At 40.3% G+C, this 20,371-nt stretch carries 12 protein-coding genes; all 12 read left to right on the forward strand.

Annotation, left to right across the window (positions count from 1 at the left end):
- Positions 1–41 precede the first annotated feature (41 nt).
- The 12 genes from WDA22_04985 (at position 42) to WDA22_05040 (ending at position 20,362) form a co-directional block, all read left to right on the forward strand.
- A complete protein-coding gene (locus WDA22_04985; protein ID MFA5832816.1) occupies positions 42–929 on the forward strand; it encodes a type IX secretion system membrane protein PorP/SprF in 888 nt (295 codons plus the stop codon).
- A gap of 10 nt (positions 930–939) precedes the next feature.
- The gene (locus WDA22_04990) at positions 940–3,966 is read left to right on the forward strand and encodes a hypothetical protein (protein ID MFA5832817.1); all 3,027 of its coding nucleotides are present in this window, start codon (positions 940–942) and stop codon (positions 3,964–3,966) included.
- A gap of 2 nt (positions 3,967–3,968) precedes the next feature.
- Complete coding sequence (locus WDA22_04995) at positions 3,969–5,453, forward strand: DUF4159 domain-containing protein (GenBank protein MFA5832818.1); 1,485 nt, start codon at positions 3,969–3,971, stop codon at positions 5,451–5,453.
- On the forward strand, positions 5,450–6,073 hold the full coding sequence (locus WDA22_05000; protein MFA5832819.1) for a DUF5683 domain-containing protein: 624 nt from the start codon (positions 5,450–5,452) through the stop codon (positions 6,071–6,073). The genes WDA22_04995 and WDA22_05000 overlap by 4 nt, the downstream gene beginning before the upstream one ends.
- Positions 6,074–6,078: 5 nt before the next feature.
- The gene (locus WDA22_05005; GenBank protein MFA5832820.1) at positions 6,079–6,522 is read left to right on the forward strand and encodes a hypothetical protein; all 444 of its coding nucleotides are present in this window, start codon (positions 6,079–6,081) and stop codon (positions 6,520–6,522) included.
- A gap of 29 nt (positions 6,523–6,551) precedes the next feature.
- Positions 6,552–9,269 carry a T9SS type A sorting domain-containing protein gene (locus WDA22_05010; protein MFA5832821.1) on the forward strand — a complete coding sequence of 906 codons (2,718 nt, stop codon included), beginning with the start codon at positions 6,552–6,554 and terminating at the stop codon, positions 9,267–9,269.
- Between the two features lie 82 nt (positions 9,270–9,351).
- Positions 9,352–12,492: a tetratricopeptide repeat protein gene (locus WDA22_05015; GenBank protein ID MFA5832822.1), complete on the forward strand. Its 3,141-nt coding sequence runs from the start codon at positions 9,352–9,354 to the stop codon at positions 12,490–12,492.
- Entirely contained in the window at positions 12,489–13,889 is a 1,401-nt protein-coding gene (locus tag WDA22_05020) for a DUF4159 domain-containing protein (GenBank protein MFA5832823.1), read from the forward strand. The genes WDA22_05015 and WDA22_05020 overlap by 4 nt, the downstream gene beginning before the upstream one ends.
- 16 nt (positions 13,890–13,905) lie before the next feature.
- The gene (locus tag WDA22_05025; GenBank protein ID MFA5832824.1) at positions 13,906–16,566 is read left to right on the forward strand and encodes an N-acetylmuramoyl-L-alanine amidase; all 2,661 of its coding nucleotides are present in this window, start codon (positions 13,906–13,908) and stop codon (positions 16,564–16,566) included.
- A gap of 136 nt (positions 16,567–16,702) precedes the next feature.
- Complete coding sequence (locus WDA22_05030; GenBank protein ID MFA5832825.1) at positions 16,703–17,566, forward strand: hypothetical protein; 864 nt, start codon at positions 16,703–16,705, stop codon at positions 17,564–17,566.
- A 1-nt stretch (position 17,567) separates the two neighbouring features.
- Complete coding sequence (locus WDA22_05035; protein ID MFA5832826.1) at positions 17,568–19,469, forward strand: Ig-like domain-containing protein; 1,902 nt, start codon at positions 17,568–17,570, stop codon at positions 19,467–19,469.
- Positions 19,470–19,600: 131 nt separating this feature from the next.
- Complete coding sequence (locus WDA22_05040) at positions 19,601–20,362, forward strand: TMEM175 family protein (protein ID MFA5832827.1); 762 nt, start codon at positions 19,601–19,603, stop codon at positions 20,360–20,362.
- Positions 20,363–20,371 lie beyond the last annotated feature (9 nt).

Raw genomic sequence — 20,371 nt, forward strand, 5'->3', positions numbered from 1 at the left:
AAAAGTGTTTTCTTATATCGTGTTTTTTGTTCGGATGCGCAGTGAACGCATTCGCGCAGGCGTTTGTGGATAAAGGGTATCATCCGAAATCCAATGCTGTTGGGCATGCTGTTACTGCCATGACAAACGATGCATCGCTCATGTTCTATAATCCTGCTGCAATCGGTTTTGTGACATCCGGAAATGTTTTCACGAGTTATTCAAATCTCTATCCGGATATCATCGATGAAAATATGAATTTGATTAATGCAGGGGGAGCGTATTCACTTGGCAGCATTGGCGTGATTGGGATTGGCGTTTCGCAGTTCTCACCGAATTTTTGGAGTGAACAGATGTTTGTCGGTTCATTTGCCACACGAATGTTTTTAGAAGATCTTTCGCTTGGCGCCAATGTCAAAATTCTGCGATGGAGTGCCGAAGCACCGAAGGGAGACAACGCAGTACCCGAGCCTTCATTATCCTACGGAGGTTTCACGTTCGATCTTGGAGCAACATATGTATTTCGCGAAGTGATGGAGGAAAATGATTTTCAGGTTGGAGCATCCATCATTAATCTGACACAACCATCTGTTGCCAGTAATGGTTCATCGGATGCGGTTCTTCCGATGGAGATCCATACCGGTGCTGCATACATTTCCCGAAAATTCAACTATACAATTCTTGGCGGAATGGCATTCATAAATGGAGAAATGAAAGTCTCCATAGGAACTGAGATTAATGCTTTGCAAACCTCCGTTGCAGGAATTGAAAGCATTTTTTATGTCCGTTTTGGCGGAGGGAAAATAACTGTCAAAGATTCTCAGGGGGAATATAATGCAGGATTCGGATTGAAAGTTGAAAAGTTATCGATCGATTATTCGTATTCCTATCAAGCGTTTATTACTCAAGTAGGGGGAATATCATCCATAGCACTCGGTTATGAATTTTAGTATACAAATAATGAAATATTTTTTTCTGCTAACACTTTTTATTTCTCTCTTTCCGATTGAAACGTTTGCTCAGTTCATTAGCCGCGATGAAATCAAAGGGAATGAAGGGTACGCCAATTACTCAGGACGAAATTACGAAAATTACAGCATTCAATTTAATAAACGGAAGATTTACGATAATTTTGGAAATTTTTTGGTTGACGGACTTTCGGTGTATGAGCTTGGAGAATCGCAGAATCAATTCATTAGTCCTACGTTTGGCGGAAGTGATGTTCAAAAATCAAAATATTATAATCTCTGGTTCAATAATTTATTGATCGGTAGTGACCAGTATGGGGGTTTTGCTTCCCGAATAATGCTTGGTGAAGCGATCAGGACAAAATTTACCTCGTTAACATTTGATAAAGCACGTTTTAACGGTATCCGTTGGGACGGGGCGACAAATAAATATCGCGGTTCGTTGGTGGCGTCGCGTGTTTCCGATCCTGTCCGTATTCGTTTTGATGCAACAAACCTTCCAAATTCTATCGCCCGTCCGCGGGATTGGTCCGTGTATATGTTTGGCGGACATTTTGAAACAGACCTTGGTGATGTTTTGACTATCGGTGCAACGTATGTCAATCAACATCAGCGGCATAGTTCTATCAATAGCAATGATGGTTCATCAAAAGGTGATGTGTCCAATGCTGTACCAAGAATAATTTTTATTCGGGTTAGGGACGATTCTCCAAGCGATAATTCAGGTCCGATTGTTTATGCTATACCGAAACTGATTATTAATGGGAAAGAACATCCTACCGTAAATATTAATAAAAGTTTGCCGAGTCAGTTTGCGACAAATTTGAACAATCCTATTCAATACTATGTTTTTCGTCGCACGGAAACTACCAGAAGTTTTACGATTGATGACGATCTATATACAGAAGGTGCAGGAACGTATGATGATCCTGTGTATGGAACCATCCCTCAAAATAAATCATACTACCAGGCATATTTACGAGAATGGGGTGGATCGAATGCTCCAACATATCCGATTAGTACATCCGGCGGGAATTCAATTGTGTATGCGTTCATAATGCCGTTCTATACAGAATCTGCAACTTTTCAATTACTTCTGGCAAACGATTATGCTTTGGATGCAGCGCAAGACTGGGTGTTACGCAGCGATGAATATCCGACAGAACGATTAAATTTATATCCCGATCATACAAGTTCATTAACGCAGGGAAGACCAACACCCTTCTTTACCGTAGAACGTGCAAATGGGAACGTGCAGGATGCATCGAACAAACGGTGGGTGACATACTCCTATGGTTTAAACACGGGGATGTCTATTTATGGAATGAATTTCAAATTCAAGTGGAATGGATTTGATCTTGAAGGTGAGTACAACACCAGTACTTCGTTTAGAAAATATCCATTGTTAGCAACACCGCATCTGGAACGAAAAGGAGAAGCATTTTTTATTCGGGGAACCAAAGAGATCGGTCGGTTGACACTTGGAGGAGAACGATATAGAATAGAACCATGGTACGGCACGGCATTGGATGTGTATATGCTGGAGAACAGTTACTACAGCAGTCAAGCACTTGGAGCCAATGTCATTACGTATACACCTCCGGACCTTTATGGATATACGGCTGATGACGTAAGCAGACCAATTACAAACAATCTGTTACCCGGCGGAGCATATTTTTCTCTTGTTGATGATAATGATGATAACGATCGATGGGAGGATGGATTTTATTTTTACAACGCTGTACCGACTGGAATTTTTGTCCGCAATTTGGATGTGATTAATTCCGATGGAAATCCAAACAGTCCGAATGTCCATCCATACAATTTAGGATATCGACAAAATAATAATGAACTCTCCGGATTAAGTGATATTATCAGAAAACCGGATACAGGAATTTTCCCCGGGAAGGACCGTGATCGGGATGGAATTCCGGACGATGATAGAAACTCAAACGGTCTGCCCGATTACACTGAAGATTTTATGACGTATTATAGTGATCCGCCGTCGTTTGAGGCGGGTGACGATTGGAACAATAATTCTGTCATCGATAACCAGGAAAACGATATTTACCCGGATTATCCGTACACGCCGGATATCGACGGATACCATTATTTCATGACATTCGAAGCGATGAAAAATTTATCGTTGGGTGCCGGACTCATTCGTGAAGAAGGAATTGCGAAAGGGGGAAATAACGGTGTCAATTATTTCAAGGCAACGTACGGAATTGCCACTCCCCGGTTTGGCGCATTGGATATATACTATACGTTGAAGCGGGTTCGGGATAACATTGCTAATGACGGTTTCCAATTTGCAGGAACAATCCAGGCAGATCCGACCCCGGCATTTGTTCGGGATGCACGGAATTATCGCAACAGCCTTTCACATATCATTTATCTTGGTACAAAATACACGCAGATACCGAATCTCAATATTGAAAACAATGTTCGATTTGAATCGAATAATAAATTTATTGTCGGAACTCCTACGCTGGACGAACTGGACTTTGGTCCGTTGATTGACGAACAGTTTGAGGGAAGATTAACCTCGCTTGCGCTGGTAAATAAAATTGATTACACGTATTCCTTCTTTGCCAATACCATGCGATTGCGGCCGCAATTTAAAATCAGAACTCTGAAGATAGTATCGAATAATACATTCGATGATGGATCCAAAGCGACATCCATTGGAACGCATACGCAATCCTTGATTCCTATTTTACGTTTGGATTATAAATTGACCGAAAATACTGAGCTGCATTTCGGTGTGCAGGGGACATCGCTGTTTGGATTGACTGATGCATTTTTAGTGAAACAGAGAAATCTTCAAAGCGGAATTGATGATTTTAATTCATCAACATCTGCCGTATCACTTACCAATAGATCGCAGTACAGTGGATATAACATTGTCATCGATTTTGGATATAAAATTACCAACCAGGAGTTTCAACGGTACGAACTGAAGGAGTTTAATTCACAATTTTCAGTGATTTATTTTACCATTTTTGCCGGATATTAATCGTGCGTCATATTCTGTTACTTCTCTATAGTGTAATTCTGCTGGCAAACGGCTGCGACAACGTTTACGAATACGTCGTTTTCCCGCCGGAGAGAACAGAATTTACGCTCATTCCTGATGAAGAATTATTAGCAGAGAAAGACACATCACGGTTCATCAGACTTAGTGATGATAAGCAAACGGTTATTTATGATACGAAAGACTACAAAATCGAGATCAAGTATCTTACTGATTATCATTTAAACATGTTTGAATTTCCCGATCAGTCACAGTCTGCTCAGTTCTCCACCAATCCATTCACCTATGCTAATTGGATCGATCCTGATCTTGGATATACGCCGAATAGGTTTACGGTCTTTAAGGTCACGATCTATAATTATGCCGGGGGGAAAATAAACTTCGATCCTGAGAATGTCGTTATCAAGACCGATCGCGGCGATGAATTGAACAGTTATGGAAGGGAAGAGAAGAATAGTAGGTACCAAAGTTTGGAAGGATATTTTAAAAAACGAAAAGGGACGTCGGGAATTGACGATGATGTGTTTGAAAGCAGAATGGGTACCATACGCCGTGTAGTCCATTATTACGGTAAGCCGGTGTTCCGCGGAGATGTGCGCGATGGTTTAATCGTCTTTGATCCATTGGTGGACGGTGTTGAACGGATTCGTATGACGTTCAATGATTTTGTTCTTGGATATGATGAAAACAACCAGGCGTCTGAGCTTACATCAATGAATTTTTATTTTCGGCGGACACAATTCGAGTTACCGAAAAATGCACATCAGTTGATTGCAACACGTGATTCTCTTAGAGAAAAATTGGCAATACTGGAACTTGATCCATCTGCCCGGCCAAACGGTATCGTAAACGTTGCCGTAAAAACAACTAATACATTACCCGTCACGGATCTGATGAAACCATTGGATTTGTATCTCAACGAATATACAAATTTCAAAACGGCATATGTTAAAACTCCTATCGTTGCATCCGACATACAAGCGTCAAATGTTTTATTGATCATTGCCGATGAAGGCAGAATGATATTTACGGAAGACCAAGAAAAACTAGCGGCTGAATTGATTAAGAAGGGTGGATTTATCATCGCTGATGAGCGATCTACCAACATTCAAAGTGAAAACTGGTCTGCCATTAATAATTATATCACCAATGTCTCTTTTTTAATTGGGGGAAATGTTACAATAGGAAGAATTCCTTCAGATCATCCAATCTATACGGCTTGGAAAAAATTCCCTGAACTGCCTCCTGTTGACGGAGAACTGTTGAATATAGAGGGACGTCTGGTAAATGAATTTCTGTTAGGGTTATTTTATGAGAACCGACTTGTCGCAGTACTTTCCAATAGAGGATATTCAATTGCGTGGGGAGAATTTAACACGCAGGAGATTCGTACAGGGAAAGATTTTACGCGGCAGCGGGAATTGCTTGCCAATATTTTATATTACGCTCTTGCATCGGCAAAAAAATGAAAAATATTTATCGTAATATTATCCTGTGTTTAATTGGATTTGCGGCAATTGTCTTTGCAGGCGAAACACCGAAACCGATCAGTGTTGTGTTTCGTACATTTGCAACGGATAGTACAGATCTACAGCAATCATCTCCTTCATCTGATATTAGTGGTTTATCGGAACGTCGCACAACGGCGTTGTTATATTCATCTCTTATACCTGGTTCAGGCCAATCAATGCTTGGAGACACATACAAGGGTGTGGGAATTACATTGACAGCATTCGGATCGTTGTTAACCTCAGTCATTTCTCATAATAATTTTATAGCCCGTAACGAACGATTAGATGCTCTTGAGTTTCAATATATAAATGCCGAATCGTGGATAAACGCAGAATACTATTATCAAGAAATGCGATCCGCACATGATCAAATGCGGAGAGATAAAAACAGGAGAGACCTGTTTATGGTTGTTACAGCAGTTGTGTGGTCTTTAAATATTGTGGATGTACTCTACAACACGGAAGATCAAGGAGAATCGTTGTTTTCGCTGAATCCTGAACAACATACTATACCGGGATTACAATCTATTGATTCACCGCACAATCCTTTGGTTTCGCTTTCGGTACCATTAAAGTAATGATTATGAAAAAGATATTTTTAGCATCGACATTGCTCGGACTCTTGTATTTTGGATGTGAATCCGAACGGAACCTTATTCCGGAAACGCACAACGATCGGGTGCCGGAAATCATCAATTTGAAATATTCAATCGATACCAATGCCGCATCGCAAAAAGTTATTACCATTACGTGGGCATACGATTCCGTTAAATACGGAACAAACAGAATTCAGGCGAACTTACGTGATTGGGAAGTGTATCGAAGCGCCAATGATACCGTACAGCTTACCCCGCGCGGCAGACCTGTTTTTCCCGTCTGGGTGGATTCGTCCCCTGAAGTTCAACCAAGCGGAAACGATAGTGTCGTTATCTACTATAAAATATTTCCCAATGGATATGCGCAGAACAACATTCAATTTGTTGGAAAGCCAACGCCATTTATTAGAATTGTTGTAAAAAAGAAGTAACACTCCATTCATCTTATAAGGAGATCCAAATGAAAAATATTTTTACCATGTTCTTCGCAACCATGCTTGTTTTGGGTGCGGTCTCGAATCTTGGTGCTCAACAAGTACTCGATCCATCGAACTATTATACGGTGGATAATTCGCCGAATTCACCAACATCGCCGGCTAGTGACCCGGGATCAACCACAATTTCACCCGAGTATAATGAAGTGGGTCTGTGGTGGACAGGAGCCAGCGCAAGCGGATTTGGCGGCGGATATCGTCAAACATCGCAACTTGGCGGTATACCGATTGCAGGACGCTCTGCAACATGGACAGTGACAGTGCCTCCGGAAAAATCCGATATCTATATAATCTATAATTATGTTTTGCAGGCGGCAAACAATGCTTCCAATGTGTTCTACAAGCTTCAATATGAGTTCAGCAACATTGTTCAGGATTCTGTGCGGCATGATTTACGTCGCTCTACTATTACCGTGGCAACTGTTGGTGTTGGCTCGTGGGTGCCTTTGATGATTGACACATTAAATTCAGGGAATTACAAAATAACCGTTGGAGGGGATTCGCTTTCCGGTTCAGCAATTATGCGTGCGGATGGGATAAGAATATTACGCAGTTCATCAACGGGTGCAGATCTTGAATTTGGCCGCAGAACGCGCAACGGGTTTGATTCTGTCCGTGTGGGCGAGGTGTGGACAGATTCACCATTGGGTGTTATCACATACAAACAGATTCCGCTGTTTAATCTCGGTTCCACCACGTTGGTGGTAACAAATGTCTATGCAACGAATTTGCCGAATCGTTGGGATATTAAACTTCCAGACAATGCAGCATTTCCGTTGAATATTCCTCCCGGCGGAAAAGCAAATGTGGCGGTAGGATTCAGACCGTTTCAAGAAGAAAATATTATAGATACGCTTGTCATAGAGAGCAATGATTCTTTGGAAATGAAAGCGAGAATTCCGCTGAGTGGAAATGGAATCAATTACAATTTTATTCTCAATGCAAGTATGACCAATGAACCAAATTACAATGCCCCGTTTGATAATTTAGGAAATCCGAATCGCCCTGAAATTGTCCGCACGGGAACCTGGGCCCCAAGCGGTACCGGAATTTCAGCTTTTCCATTTCAAATTGCCGGTGGAAATTTACAGGGGACATTCAGTTTTGATGCTGTTGCATCCACAGAGTATCGATTTAAATTACCGGACAGCGTTAATGGTCAACCCGGTTCCTCGGGAAACTATTTTATAGAATTTGGAGCTATTCCTTTTTCAAGCAATACTGATAATGCTCAGATAGAGATTATCCCTGCATTTTCCGTTGATACTGTTCGCTCGTCGTATAATGCAAGTGAGGCAATCATACCACCGTTCTTTTATCCACTGGCAAACAAACCAATTTTTCTTAATCAGGGTGATTGGACTAAGGTAAAAATATTCCGTGAAGTTGCGCTCAACGCAGTCCTTCGTGCAGATTTACTTCGTATTCGTAAAATACCTACAGGTGCAACACTTGCTGCTACTCCTCAATTGAACTTTGGCAATGTTTCTATCTATGAAAGTGTTAGAAATCTTGCTAAGAATTTTAGGTTGGATATTGAAATCAATAGCGGCGGGGAATCAGCATTGCGCATAGACAGTGTTGTCATTCTGAATCCACGATTTTATAAATTTGTTGACAAGCCCCAATTTCCAATATTGTTGGCTGCTGTCAATGGTTCTGAAAAACTTACTGTTGAATTCCTTCCAGATACAATCGCCGGTACGTTAAGTACAACAGCTCGAGTGTATTCCAACGATTCTACCAAAAGCCCATATTCAATTCTGTTAACAGGAGCAGGTGTTGGGACAGGAGTTGTCGTGGAAGAAAATGATGTTGAAGCAGCTTACACATTTCCACAAAATCCCGTTATCTTCCCGGATTTTGCCAATATGAACAAGTGGCAAGTATCTACTACTGGCGGCAGCGGTGGTGCAACAATGCTGGGATATATTTATAACCTTAACGGCGATCCTGCGTTGCCGAACAAAGCATCGTATGTTGAATACTTCCCAAAAATTCCGGTATTGGATGGAGGTTCACCTGGTTTAGATACTTTTAATGTGTATGCTCGAGTCCCGGTCGGTTCGTCAAATTCATCTCCGAGAGTAATCTATAAAGTATTCCAAGGTGCCGGAAAAGAAGTACAGATTGATACGATCAACCAAAACAATCGCGGTGCAGATCGCGTGTTCTTAGGAAGATCAGTTTTCTTGCGTTCAAACTCGAGAGATGCGCATGGCACAGGAGCAATCAATGGGTATATTCGACTCGAAAATGATACGGCATTAGTGAGCGAATATTACAAGGATTCGCTGGTTAATCGGGCGCGCAAAGACAGTTTTGTTGTCCGTGCAGATGCGATTATCTTACAAGAGGCAACACTTGTGGTAGGAGTTGAATATGAAGTACTACCGGATGTTCCGAACACATATTCATTAAGTCAAAATTACCCAAATCCATTCAACCCGACAACCAAAATTCAGTTTGGAGTGCCGATGACTGGTAATGTTGAATTGAGAATTTATGATGTTCTTGGCAGAGAGGTTCGCCGTTTGGTGAATGAACAATATGATGCGGGAATGTACTCTGTTCAATGGGATGGGAAAAACAGTCTTGGGAAACAAGTTTCCACAGGAATGTATATCTATCAAATCCGTGCAGGACAATTTGTCCAAACAAAAAAAATGTTGCTCTTGAAATAGTATCAAGTTTTTAATGAAAAGTAGTCAGTAGTCGCAACGGATGATGGACTATTGACTACTTTTTGTTTTCTATGGCGGACGAATGTCATTTCAAGTAATCATTTCAATTTTAATTGCTGTCGGTAGTCTTGCGTATTTTATTCCAACGCCTCAGGAATTACGCGATTCGTTTGTTGCGGGGCAGAATTATTTTGCCGCACGAAACTACCCGAAAGCAATCGAACAGTATGAAAAAGTGCTTGCGACAGAGAGTGATTTACTCTCCGCTGATAGTGTTCGCGTAACATTATTGAATGGTGAATTAAATGTTGGTGTCCGTTCAGCTTCGTTATACCAAAAAGCCAATTCGTACCGCACCATGGGAATGATCGATTCTGCAATTGCAACATTTCGTATTGCAGTCAATCGGACCGATTCCCCAAAACTTCCTGTGTTATCGCGTTATCAAATCTATGATCTCTTTTTTCAAAAAAAGGAGTACGACAGTGCAATTACTGCTGCCCGTGATTTAATCCGACAGCATCCGTTCGATGAGAAGGTCGAACAAGCACATTATGATATCGGATGGGCATTTCGTTTTTTGTTACACTATGACAGTTCATCGGCATCTTTTCAGCATCTCATTGATACCTATTCGGAAAGCACATTTCGCGTCAGAGCGATGTATCAGATTGGACAGAACGCTCTTGATGCTAACAAGCTGAATGATGCCATTATTGCCTTCTCAATTCTGGTCAACCAGTATAAACCAGAATCATTTTCTCGGACCGATTTTCAAAATATGGAGCTTCGAGCAAATCGCGAACGCCAGATTTTTGATGCTGCGTCGAATCGTGAAGAAGATAATATGAATCTTGAGCTGGTGTCAAAAGGAGAGTTCAAAATAGCGGAAGCATATGAACGTCTCAATACGATTGATTCTGCCGTCGCCAGATATCGGTATATCATTCGGACATATACGCTTCTTCCAACGTTGATTGAGATTTCCTATATCCGTTGGGCAGAGTTAATGTTGAAAGTACGTGGATTAGACCAAGCAATGTTAGTATATCAAGGTGCAATTGACGAAAATTTTCAAAATAAAGTATTTCAAGCTCGGATGCAGTACAAAATCGCAAGAACGCTTCAGGATCAAAAAGAATTTGAACGTTCAGCGAGGGCCTATGATTTTTTTGTCAAAGCATATCAAGAGTTTGCTGATCTGGCAGAATTTTCACTGGAAAATGCCCGATTTTTTTCCGTGTTAAATTATAATGCGGCAAAAAATTACCAAAGTGTTATTGTTTCATCGGATTCATTTTTAACCAATCATGCCGGAAGTGAATTTTCGGCAAAAGCACTAATTCTCCGCGGCAATGCCTTCTTAAGTCTGCGGAAATTTAACAATGCCCGCGAATCATTTCGTACCGTTTCCGATACATATCCCTCTGCGGAGGAAGCACCGCATGCACGAATGCAGTTCGCAAAAACGTACTATGATGAAAAACGTTATCCGGATGCTATTGCTGAATACAAAATACTTTCCGGTTCAATCAGTGTGGAACAGCTTCGAAGTGAAATTCAATATTATTTAGGCATGGCTCAATTTTATGTTGGACAAGTGGATAGCGCTGTTATCTCATTGCAACAAGTGCGTCCGACTTCTCAGTTCTATCCATTTGCCTTCGGCCGCATTACAAAAATTTATGTTTCGCTAAATAAATTTGTTGAAGGCGAGGAATTTATTTCGAGAATTATTAGTGAGCTTCCTGATTCCTCACAATTCAAACCGTATGCTCATCTAACGTTCGGTGAATTGCTAGCCGCTTCCGGCAAATTTGATAAGGCTGTCGAAGAAATGGCCATTGTGCTCAGTGATACTTCTGTGGTGGAAAATGCACGGCTCCAAGCAAGGTTTGCCCGCGGTGCGTTGTTTCAACAAACAAAAAAATATACTGAAGCGATTGAAGATTTGGAATATTGTCTGAAACAATCGGCATTTGCTGAAAACTTTCCTGCCTCAGTTCCATCCGCCAATGAAAAACTTGCCTTATCGTATCTTGGAATAGGAAAGAAAAAAGAAGCCATCGAAAAAATTGAAACACTGTTAAAGCAAGTAACAACGCAGTCATTACGGGTAAAATACCTTTCATCATTAACAGAATTATTTGTTCAAGTGAATGATTATCAAAATGTTGTTGAATATGGTAATCAGGTTATCCATGCGGATAGTGCTGATGATAATTCACGCGCAAAAGCATTTGCAGCACTCTCGAATGCATATGGTAATCTTGGCAATCTCGACAAAGTTGTGGAAACAATGCACGAAGCAGCCGATACGCTTACTTCTCATCCATACATCAAAGACATCCTATGGCAAACGGCAGATCTGATGTTTGAAGGAGAAGGATTCCAACATGCAGAAAAATTATATGCCATCTATCTCGAAAAATTTCCATTGGATCCAAAAAGTGAAGATGCTTTATATAATAGATCAATCAGTTTGGTGAACATTGGTAAAGTTGACGAAGGCGTTGCACTCAAGAGACGGTATATCCGTGATTATCCAACCAATTCCCGAATTGCCCAAACGCAATACGAAATAGCTGAGACATATTATAATGCCGAACGGTTTGATCTTGCGGCACAGGAGTATGCTCATACGGCAAAAGATTATCCACAATCAGAATATGCTGTGACCGCAGCATATAACAAAGCATGGTGCTATTATCGGATGGGTGATACATTGAAGATGGTTGAAGAATTGAATCGGTTTGTCCGGACATTCCCGAACAGCACTCAAGCGCCCGATGCCCAATTTAGTATTGCGGATTTTTATTATAACAATAAAGAATACGAAAAAGCCAAGAAAGCATATCAAACGATCGTAGATAAGTATCCGGCGTACACAAGAATTGAGGAGGCAAAAGGACTTGTGCATGAGTTGGATCAGATCAATTCATTCCAGGAATACGCCAGAGCAATGATCTATTTTGACAATCAGGATTTTAAGCGTGCGATACCAATGTTGGAAGAGGTAATTAAAAAATATCCTGATGCGGATGTGCGATATGCCAGTGAAGCAAATATTGCCTCGGCTTATTCTGAACTGGGCGATAAGAAAAAAGCATTGGAGATATTCAATAAGATTATAGAAAAATATTCCGGAACGGCTCAGGCGCAGATGATCGTATTCTTTGCTGAACAACATAAACGGTGGCTGGAATCAAAACAGAATCAATGACATTAGCTCAAAAATTACATTCGATTTCCAAATATGGATTTATTGGGATCGGCGTATCCAGTGCATTGCATCTCCTTGTAGGGATTGTGATTCTAATTGTCGGAGGAGAAAAAGGGGAACGAATTGTGAGTGTTGAACTGCATACATATGATATTGTGAAGCCTCCTGTGAAATTTGAAGCGCAACCTCCCCGTTTTGTAAAATCATTCGACTTGGCAAAAGATGTTGACTATACTCCGCAAACGTCTGCTCGACAAATTGTTTTTGCACGAGCTGATGCTCCTGCCTCCAACGCTCCTGTCAATAATGCACCAGTCAGTGCTTCTTCGAGCGGCAGAGCAGGTGAAGGAAGTGTTTTTTTCGGTGCATTAACAGCTTCATCGGGTGCTTCAGATCTTGGATGGGGATTACCGGGAGGTGCAACAAGTTATGGAAGAAGTTTTGGAGTTGGTGGCGCTGGAGGTTGGGGAGCAGGACCGGGTGATGGAAAAGATTGGGGGCCGAATTTTGCAAACGATGTTGAAAATACAAGAAGCGGTGGTGGAGGAGGTCTTTCGGCAATGCGAGATAATCTTATTTCATCAGAAAATTATGAAGACCGGTTTGACGGTTTTATAGAGGTAAATCCGAAAAACAAAAAAGATATTCGAGGATTTCTTAATGTGTATCAGTTAGAGTATAATTCCACTAAATTAGAAAAATCTCCTGCAACGGGTTGGGATGTGGTAGATGGTCAGCCGTCGTGGAATTGTGTCCCGCAGGCGCTTCCGAATTTAGCGCAATATGCCAACGACAGCACAAAAATGAAAGTGACCATTCGGGGCACGATTCGTTTGGATTCGAAAGAACTTACGACAGTTCCTTTTCTCTATATGATGGGATTCCAGGCGGCAGTTCGATACACAAAAGAAGAGGCACGGAATATCGCAAAATATTTACGAAGCGGCGGATTTCTTTTTATCGATGACGGAATTGCATATCAATCCGGCGCGTTTAATATTACAGCAAGGCAAATGCTGAAAGATGCTCTTGGTTACGATGCAGTGTTCGAACGGGTTCCCAATTCTCATCCCATGTATACCGTGTGGGAAAAGTTTAATGGTCCTCCATCAGGAGAAGATATTCAACGATATGATAATCGAGTGCGAGAAGTCAAAGAAATATATCCATACTTGGAAGCTATTTTTCTCAACGGGAGAATGGCCGTATTAATTTCCAATCGCGGATATAACTTTGCCTGGGGATATTGGAAAATTCTTCCTGCTACCGCTGGCGGACCTTATGACAATACACGGCAATTGCAATTTGGATTGAACGTTGTCGTCTATGCGTTAACGCAACGCGGCGGAATTGTTGACCAAAATAGGACAAAAATTGCATCAGAACAGAATCGCTAATTATTGAGAGGGACGAATGAAAGTAATTATACTTTTGTGCACACTTATAATGTTGCCTTTATTGGCACAGAATAATTTGCAAATTGTACCTCATGAAGAAGAGAGGGAACTATATGATAAATTCTTTGACCAGGCAGGTGGTGAATTTGGAGTCCCGGCTGACATTCTGAGAGGAATATCATTTGCGGAGACGCGCTGGACCCACATGAAATGGAGTGGTGAAGATAAGTTCTCTAATTGCACCGGAATGCCGCGTGTGTATGGTGTGATGGGTTTATGGGATAATGATTATTTCGGATACACTTTACGAGAGGCAGCTCAATTAATCGGTAAAACTCCCGAGGAACTTAAAGAAAGTCCGCTGCAAAATATTCGGGGAGCAGCGGCATTATTGAAAAAATATTATTCCGAACTTCCCGCACCAGTTGGAGTGGAGGAGGGATCGATTGAAAGCTGGCAGAATGCTGTTGCAAAGTTCAGCGGATTTCCTCAAACAGAACTTGCCGCAAAAAGAGGACTGGAAGTTTATTCTGTTTTATCATCGGGCTATCAACAAGATAGGATAGCAATACGAAAAAGAGAAATTAATCTCGAATCGATCCAAAATATTGTCCGCATTGCTGAATTGGAATCATCAACAGAATCAAAAAGAATTCAATCTGATAATGCAATGAATACACCGGATTATCCTTTGGCAAAATGGAACGTTGCGTATTCCGGGAATTTTGGGACGCAATTGATTCAGCAAAAATTTGTTGTCGTGCACGATGTTGAAGGTTCTTATTTGGGATGCATTTCATGGTTTAAAAATACGACTGCTCAAGTGAGCGCTCATTATGTGTTGAATTCTCATCCTAATGGTGTCAATGCATCTACAAAAGGACCCAATAGTACACCCGATGCACCGGTTGGAGAAGTGACGCAGATGGTTGAAGAAAAATATCGCGCATGGCACGTAGGATGTTGGAATTCCTACATGATTGGTATTGAACACGAAGGATATGCTTCCGTCAGCGGATGGTACACGGCAGAATGTTATAACTCCTCCGCCAAGCTTGTCAAATATCTTTGCGATAAGTATAATATTCCCAAAGACCGAAATCACGTTATCGCACATAGTGAGCATCAAAATACAACGTGGCGAAACTGGGTAAATTCTACAGGTCAGGGATTTGATCCTACTTGTAATACTCACACTGATCCCGGACAATATTGGACATGGAGTAGTTTTATGAATCTTGTCACAACAGCCGATACTGTTCGTCCGGTGATTACAAGTGCTCTTCCTCAATCTAACATTAATGCTTTTCCTGCGTATAAGGAAATTATTATAGAGTTTAATACACAAATGGATGTTACATCAACAAACGCTGCATTTTCCATTACGCCAATTGTTTCAGGAACATTTATATGGAACGCTGATAATACGCAATTGACGTACGATCCAACGGCTTTGCTGCCATGGAATACAAATTTCACAATCAAAATTGATACGAGTGCAAAGAATATTGCCAAATCAAGAAATCTTGGAACGGCACCCTTTACGACTTCTTTTACAACGGTTCCGACGGATACTGTTGGTCCTGCTGTTGTTACCACGTATCCGGTCAAAAATGAAAATGCTGTTTCTACATCAACAGACGTTATGATTAATTTAGACGAACCGGTACAGACAACATCACTTTCGACTACGGTAAAATTAGTGGATGAAAACAATGTAAATATCTCATTAGCAAATGCAAAAAATGAGACTATTCTCGATAAAGGGATTGTTTCATTTACTCCGTCGAATCTTAAACCAAATACAACATATACTCTGAAGTTGTTTAAGGGAATGAAAGATTTTTATGGGAATATTTCATCAACGGATGTTCTTATTCAATTTAAAACATCGCCTGAAATATTCACCCCTGGTATTGTCATCGATAATATGGATGGAAACACAAAAGGATGGGAGCAACCATCCCAGTCTGCACGATCGAAAAATATTGATACGGCAAAAACAACTATTTCATTTGTCGCAGAAAAAATTAAAGCAGGGCCCGGAGCGATAAAACTATCCTATCAATTTACATCTCAGGACAGCGGAGAGATTGAATTGAAAGCGGGAGGATTTCCTCCGCTCGATTTTTATTCTACAGTCGGTTTATGGATTGCAGGTGACGCCAACAAAAACTCAGTAGAATTACATTTCTCTCCAAATGATCAGATCTTGAACATCGGTAATGTGTATTGGAAAGGATGGAAGTTTGTACAATTCCCATTATCATCCTTAACTGGTCAAAATAAAATATTAACATCAATCATCGTAAAACAAAACTCCGGATTTGTTACTGAAAGCAAGATGTATTTTGATGAAATGCAGATTGACGCGACGATCAGTGGAATCAATAGAAATGATCGAGGAACACCCGGCACATACGCCCTTGATCAAAATTATCCAAATCCGTTCAATCCTAATACAAATATTACATTTTCCATAGGCCAATCCGGATATGTTTCTTTGAAAGTATATGATCTGCTCGGAAGGGTAATTGTAACTCTACTTGATGCAGTAACACCTTACGGTAATCATCAAGTGTCTTTTGAAGCATCCAAACTGCCAAGTGGTATTTATTATTACACATTACAGGCAGGAAGTTTTGTTCAAACACGGAAAATGATTTTGCTGAAATAACTCAAAACATTTTCAGCATTGTTATGACCCCGGTACGTTGAACACTGTCCGGGGTCTTTTTATATTGCGACAATATATTGTTGAGGTAATTATGAGTAAGATTTTATTGTTTCTAATTGGTAGTGTTTCATTTCTTATGGCACAAATAAAAATTATTTCTATAGAAAAGATATCGATTTCGGGATCTGAACAATGGATGCATGTTCAATTTGCCCCTTCCGGCAAAGAAATCTATTTAACCAATCAACAATACGATGGAATATGGCAGTATTCTTTTTCAACAAAATTATTAAAAGAGATTACGAGGGATAAAGGATCAGGATTTAATTTTGCTGTTTCAGATGACGGATTGACAATTGCATATCGTAGAACTACAAATGAAGGAGATCATCTTACCCGTGTACAAGAAGCGGTTGAAATGGATATCAAATCATTGCGTCACAGTGTGATTGAACGAGGAAATTCTGTCTCAACGCTGGTATTTTTGAAAGAAAACAAAGCCAAAACATCGGAAATGATTTCAAGAGAGTCAGGTATCATAGTAGATAATTCAACGACAAAAATTCTAGGAATTGAAAATACTAAGATCGTACTTTTCAAGAATGGCTTAAAAACAATCATTGATCCCTTACCAAATGGTCAATATATCTGGCCGGTACTTTCTCCAGATAAAACAAGACTCGTAGCAGTAGAAATGGATCAGGGAGCATTCATTTCCGATCTTGATGGAAAAAATATTGTACGTCTTGGCAAATGTAACTCGCCGCAATGGACTCGAGATGGGAAGTGGATTATTGGAATGGATGATAAAGATGACGGGCATTCCATTTATGCATCTGAAATCATCGCTATCTCAACTGACGGCCTTGTGCACATTCAATTGACCGAATCTTCAACGAGAAAAGAAATGTTTCCGGCAACATCTCCGATTGAAAATGTCATTCTGGCAACGACAGCTGAAGGCGATCTCTACCTGCTAAAATATGAGGAGGGACAATAACATGAAAAAAATTCTCGCCCTCATAGTTCTATGTTTTACTAGCTCATTTTCTCAGCTCCAAAATCTTAATGGATTGAAGATATGCATAGATCCTGGGCATGGAGGCAATAATGCTGCAAACGACCGGAGAGTTGAACCAGATCCTGGAAATGTTTTTTGGGAATCAGAAAGTAATTTTCAGAAAGCATTACTATTACGACCATTGCTTCAAGCCAGAGGAGCGACAGTCTTCCTGACTCGTGAAACAAATAATTATCCGACAGATGTCGATCCGACACTAACCCAACGCTGGCAATATGCAAATACAAATAATGTTCACTGGTTTCATTCTATTCACAGCAATGCCACCGGTGGGAATAATACTTCCACGAATTATACAATGGTATTATTAAAGGAAAATCAATCGACAAGGCAGCCAGTCTTTCCAGCCGCTGTTGATATGTCTTCATTAATATATACGAACATTAGAGCTAAGAATAGAACCAATTCGTCTTCCGGAAATATCTCCGGCAAACCAGGTGTGTACATGGATTATACATTCTATGGAGGTACAAGCGGTGGATTTAATCTCGGCGTGTTAAACGGTTTAACGATGCCGGGTGAACTTTCGGAAGGATCTTTCCATGATTATTTTCCTGAAACGCGCCGCTTGTTGAACAATTACTATCGCAAAGGTGAGGCGTATGGAATTTACAATGCATTTGTAGAATATTATAATATCCCTTATGATACTCTTGGAATAATTCTCGGCACTCAAAAAAATGGAACAATACCAATTAATAATATCACTGTGCGACTACTTCCATTAAATAAAATATATCAAGGCGATAATTTTAATAATGGATTTTACATGTTTGACTCTTTGTCTCCAGGAAACTACAAAATAGTCTATGAAACACCAGGATACGCACTCGATACTGTGAGTATTGCTTTAACTGCAACTGGAAGAATTGCAACGACTAATCCATTAAATAATGCTGTTGCAGTGGAACGAAATTCGGTGATAACATTTACCTTTGTGAAACAAATGGATACGGCATTCGTTCGTTCGGTTTTTTCAAGTAATCCGGCAGTGGAGGGGGATATTTCATGGAATCCCGAAAATACAATGATGACTTTTACGCCAAAGAAGCTGCTTGGGTTTAAGACGAACTATACATTTTCGCTTACCGGCCTCGGAAATACACTTCAGCCAACCGTTTTTGTTGATAATAAAACAGTTACTTCAAACATAACTACAAAACCATTATCTGTATCATTCCAAACTGTGACGATGCCGCCGTATGTTCAATTTACACAGCCTGTATTGAATGACACAAATTTCAATATTACGCAGGTCGTTGGCGTCCGCTTTTCGGAGACAATGGATACTGCGAGTGTGAGAGCAGCATTCAGCATATCGCCGCAGACTACTGGTACGTTTACCTGGACAACGTCCAATACTACATTATTATGGAAAGCTTCCCCGACACCATTGGAATATCAAACTCAATACACAGTAACAATCGGCAGCACCGCAAAATCAATATTTAATTTTATGCTTGATGGAAATAAGGACACAATAGCCGGAGATCCTTATGTCTTTCAATTTCGCACACAACGCCAGCCAACCTCTGTTGATAATCTCGCTATGAAATCGCTGAAATTTTGGTTGGAACAAAATTATCCCAATCCGTTCAATCCCGTCACGACGATACAGTTTTCGATTCCAGAACAAAGCCATGCCATTGTCACAATTTATGATATGCTTGGCAGACATGTAGAAACTTTGTTGGATGATAAACTAAATCCGGGAAAATATTCTACAGTATGGAACGCTTCTTCATACGCAAGCGGTATGTATTTCTTTAAACTTGTTACTCCAAAGAATACTTCCGTTAAACGTATGATGTTGATAAAGTAATTATGACAGCTCCGTTTTCTTAATGGCGAAGAGTGTTAAAGTTCACCGCAATAAGAGTTGTTGCTGTTTGGATGATTGTATCTGTGATGACTGGGAATGAAGAATTTCACCATTAAAAAGTGAGAAGAGAAATGATTAGAGAACAATTTCTAAAAACACCATTAGCTAAAGAACGCGGTTTTCGCTGGCGCGGTGATGGAGAAATCTCAAGGATCGAAGGATTTAGCGATAATGTATTTGGTTTTGCGTTGACATTACTTGTAGTTTCTCTAGAGGTGCCAAGAACTTTTTCGGATTTAGAAAATATTTTACGTGGATTTGTTGGATTTGCTTTTGCATTTGCACTGCTGTTTTTATTTTGGTATGAACATTATAAATACTTCCGTCGTTATGGTTTAGAAGGGCAAACAGTGCTCTGGCTGAATGCAATATTGTTGTTTGTCATCCTTTTTTTTGTGTATCCTTTAAAATTTCTCATCACTTTTTTGGCAAAATTGTTTAGCCGAGCCGATTTAGCCGTAACCCAGCCGAATGGAACCGTTGTGCCGATCATTCAAAACGATCAAATGGTGACCTTAATGCTGGTATATGGTTTGGGATTTCTTGTTATTTATGCAATTTTCACATTGATGTATCTGCATGCATACACAAAGAGAGAAGATTTAGGATTAAACGAAACAGAGATCATTATTACTAAGGGGAGTATTACGGCTCATTCTGCCAATTGTATCATCGGATGTATTTCAATTATTATTGTGTTCTTTGGCGGGATTCAATACGCAGGTATTTCTGGTTTAGTGTATTGCATCATTGGTCCGGTGCAGGGAGTATTGGGTTTTCGAAATGGCAAAAAAGTCTATAACGTATTAAAAAATTCTACTGCATCGGACTAACCACGTTTT

The organism is Bacteroidota bacterium (assembly GCA_041658205.1).
In the GTDB taxonomy this organism is placed as follows: domain Bacteria; phylum Bacteroidota; class Ignavibacteria; order UBA10030; family UBA8401; genus UBA8401.

Excerpts from the sequence above, each read along its gene's own strand:
- WDA22_05015 (MFA5832822.1), top strand. The coding sequence starts at position 9,352 with ATGTCATTTCAAGTAATCATTTCAATTTTAATTGCTGTCGGTAGTCTT.
- WDA22_05030 (MFA5832825.1), top strand. The coding sequence starts at position 16,703 with ATGGCACAAATAAAAATTATTTCTATAGAAAAGATATCGATTTCGGGA.
- WDA22_05000 (MFA5832819.1), top strand. The coding sequence starts at position 5,450 with ATGAAAAATATTTATCGTAATATTATCCTGTGTTTAATTGGATTTGCG.
- WDA22_05025 (MFA5832824.1), top strand. The coding sequence starts at position 13,906 with ATGAAAGTAATTATACTTTTGTGCACACTTATAATGTTGCCTTTATTG.
- WDA22_05010 (MFA5832821.1), top strand. The coding sequence starts at position 6,552 with ATGAAAAATATTTTTACCATGTTCTTCGCAACCATGCTTGTTTTGGGT.
- WDA22_05005 (MFA5832820.1), top strand. The coding sequence starts at position 6,079 with ATGAAAAAGATATTTTTAGCATCGACATTGCTCGGACTCTTGTATTTT.
- WDA22_05020 (MFA5832823.1), top strand. The coding sequence starts at position 12,489 with ATGACATTAGCTCAAAAATTACATTCGATTTCCAAATATGGATTTATT.
- WDA22_04990 (MFA5832817.1), top strand. The coding sequence starts at position 940 with ATGAAATATTTTTTTCTGCTAACACTTTTTATTTCTCTCTTTCCGATT.
- WDA22_05040 (MFA5832827.1), top strand. The coding sequence starts at position 19,601 with ATGATTAGAGAACAATTTCTAAAAACACCATTAGCTAAAGAACGCGGT.
- WDA22_05035 (MFA5832826.1), top strand. The coding sequence starts at position 17,568 with ATGAAAAAAATTCTCGCCCTCATAGTTCTATGTTTTACTAGCTCATTT.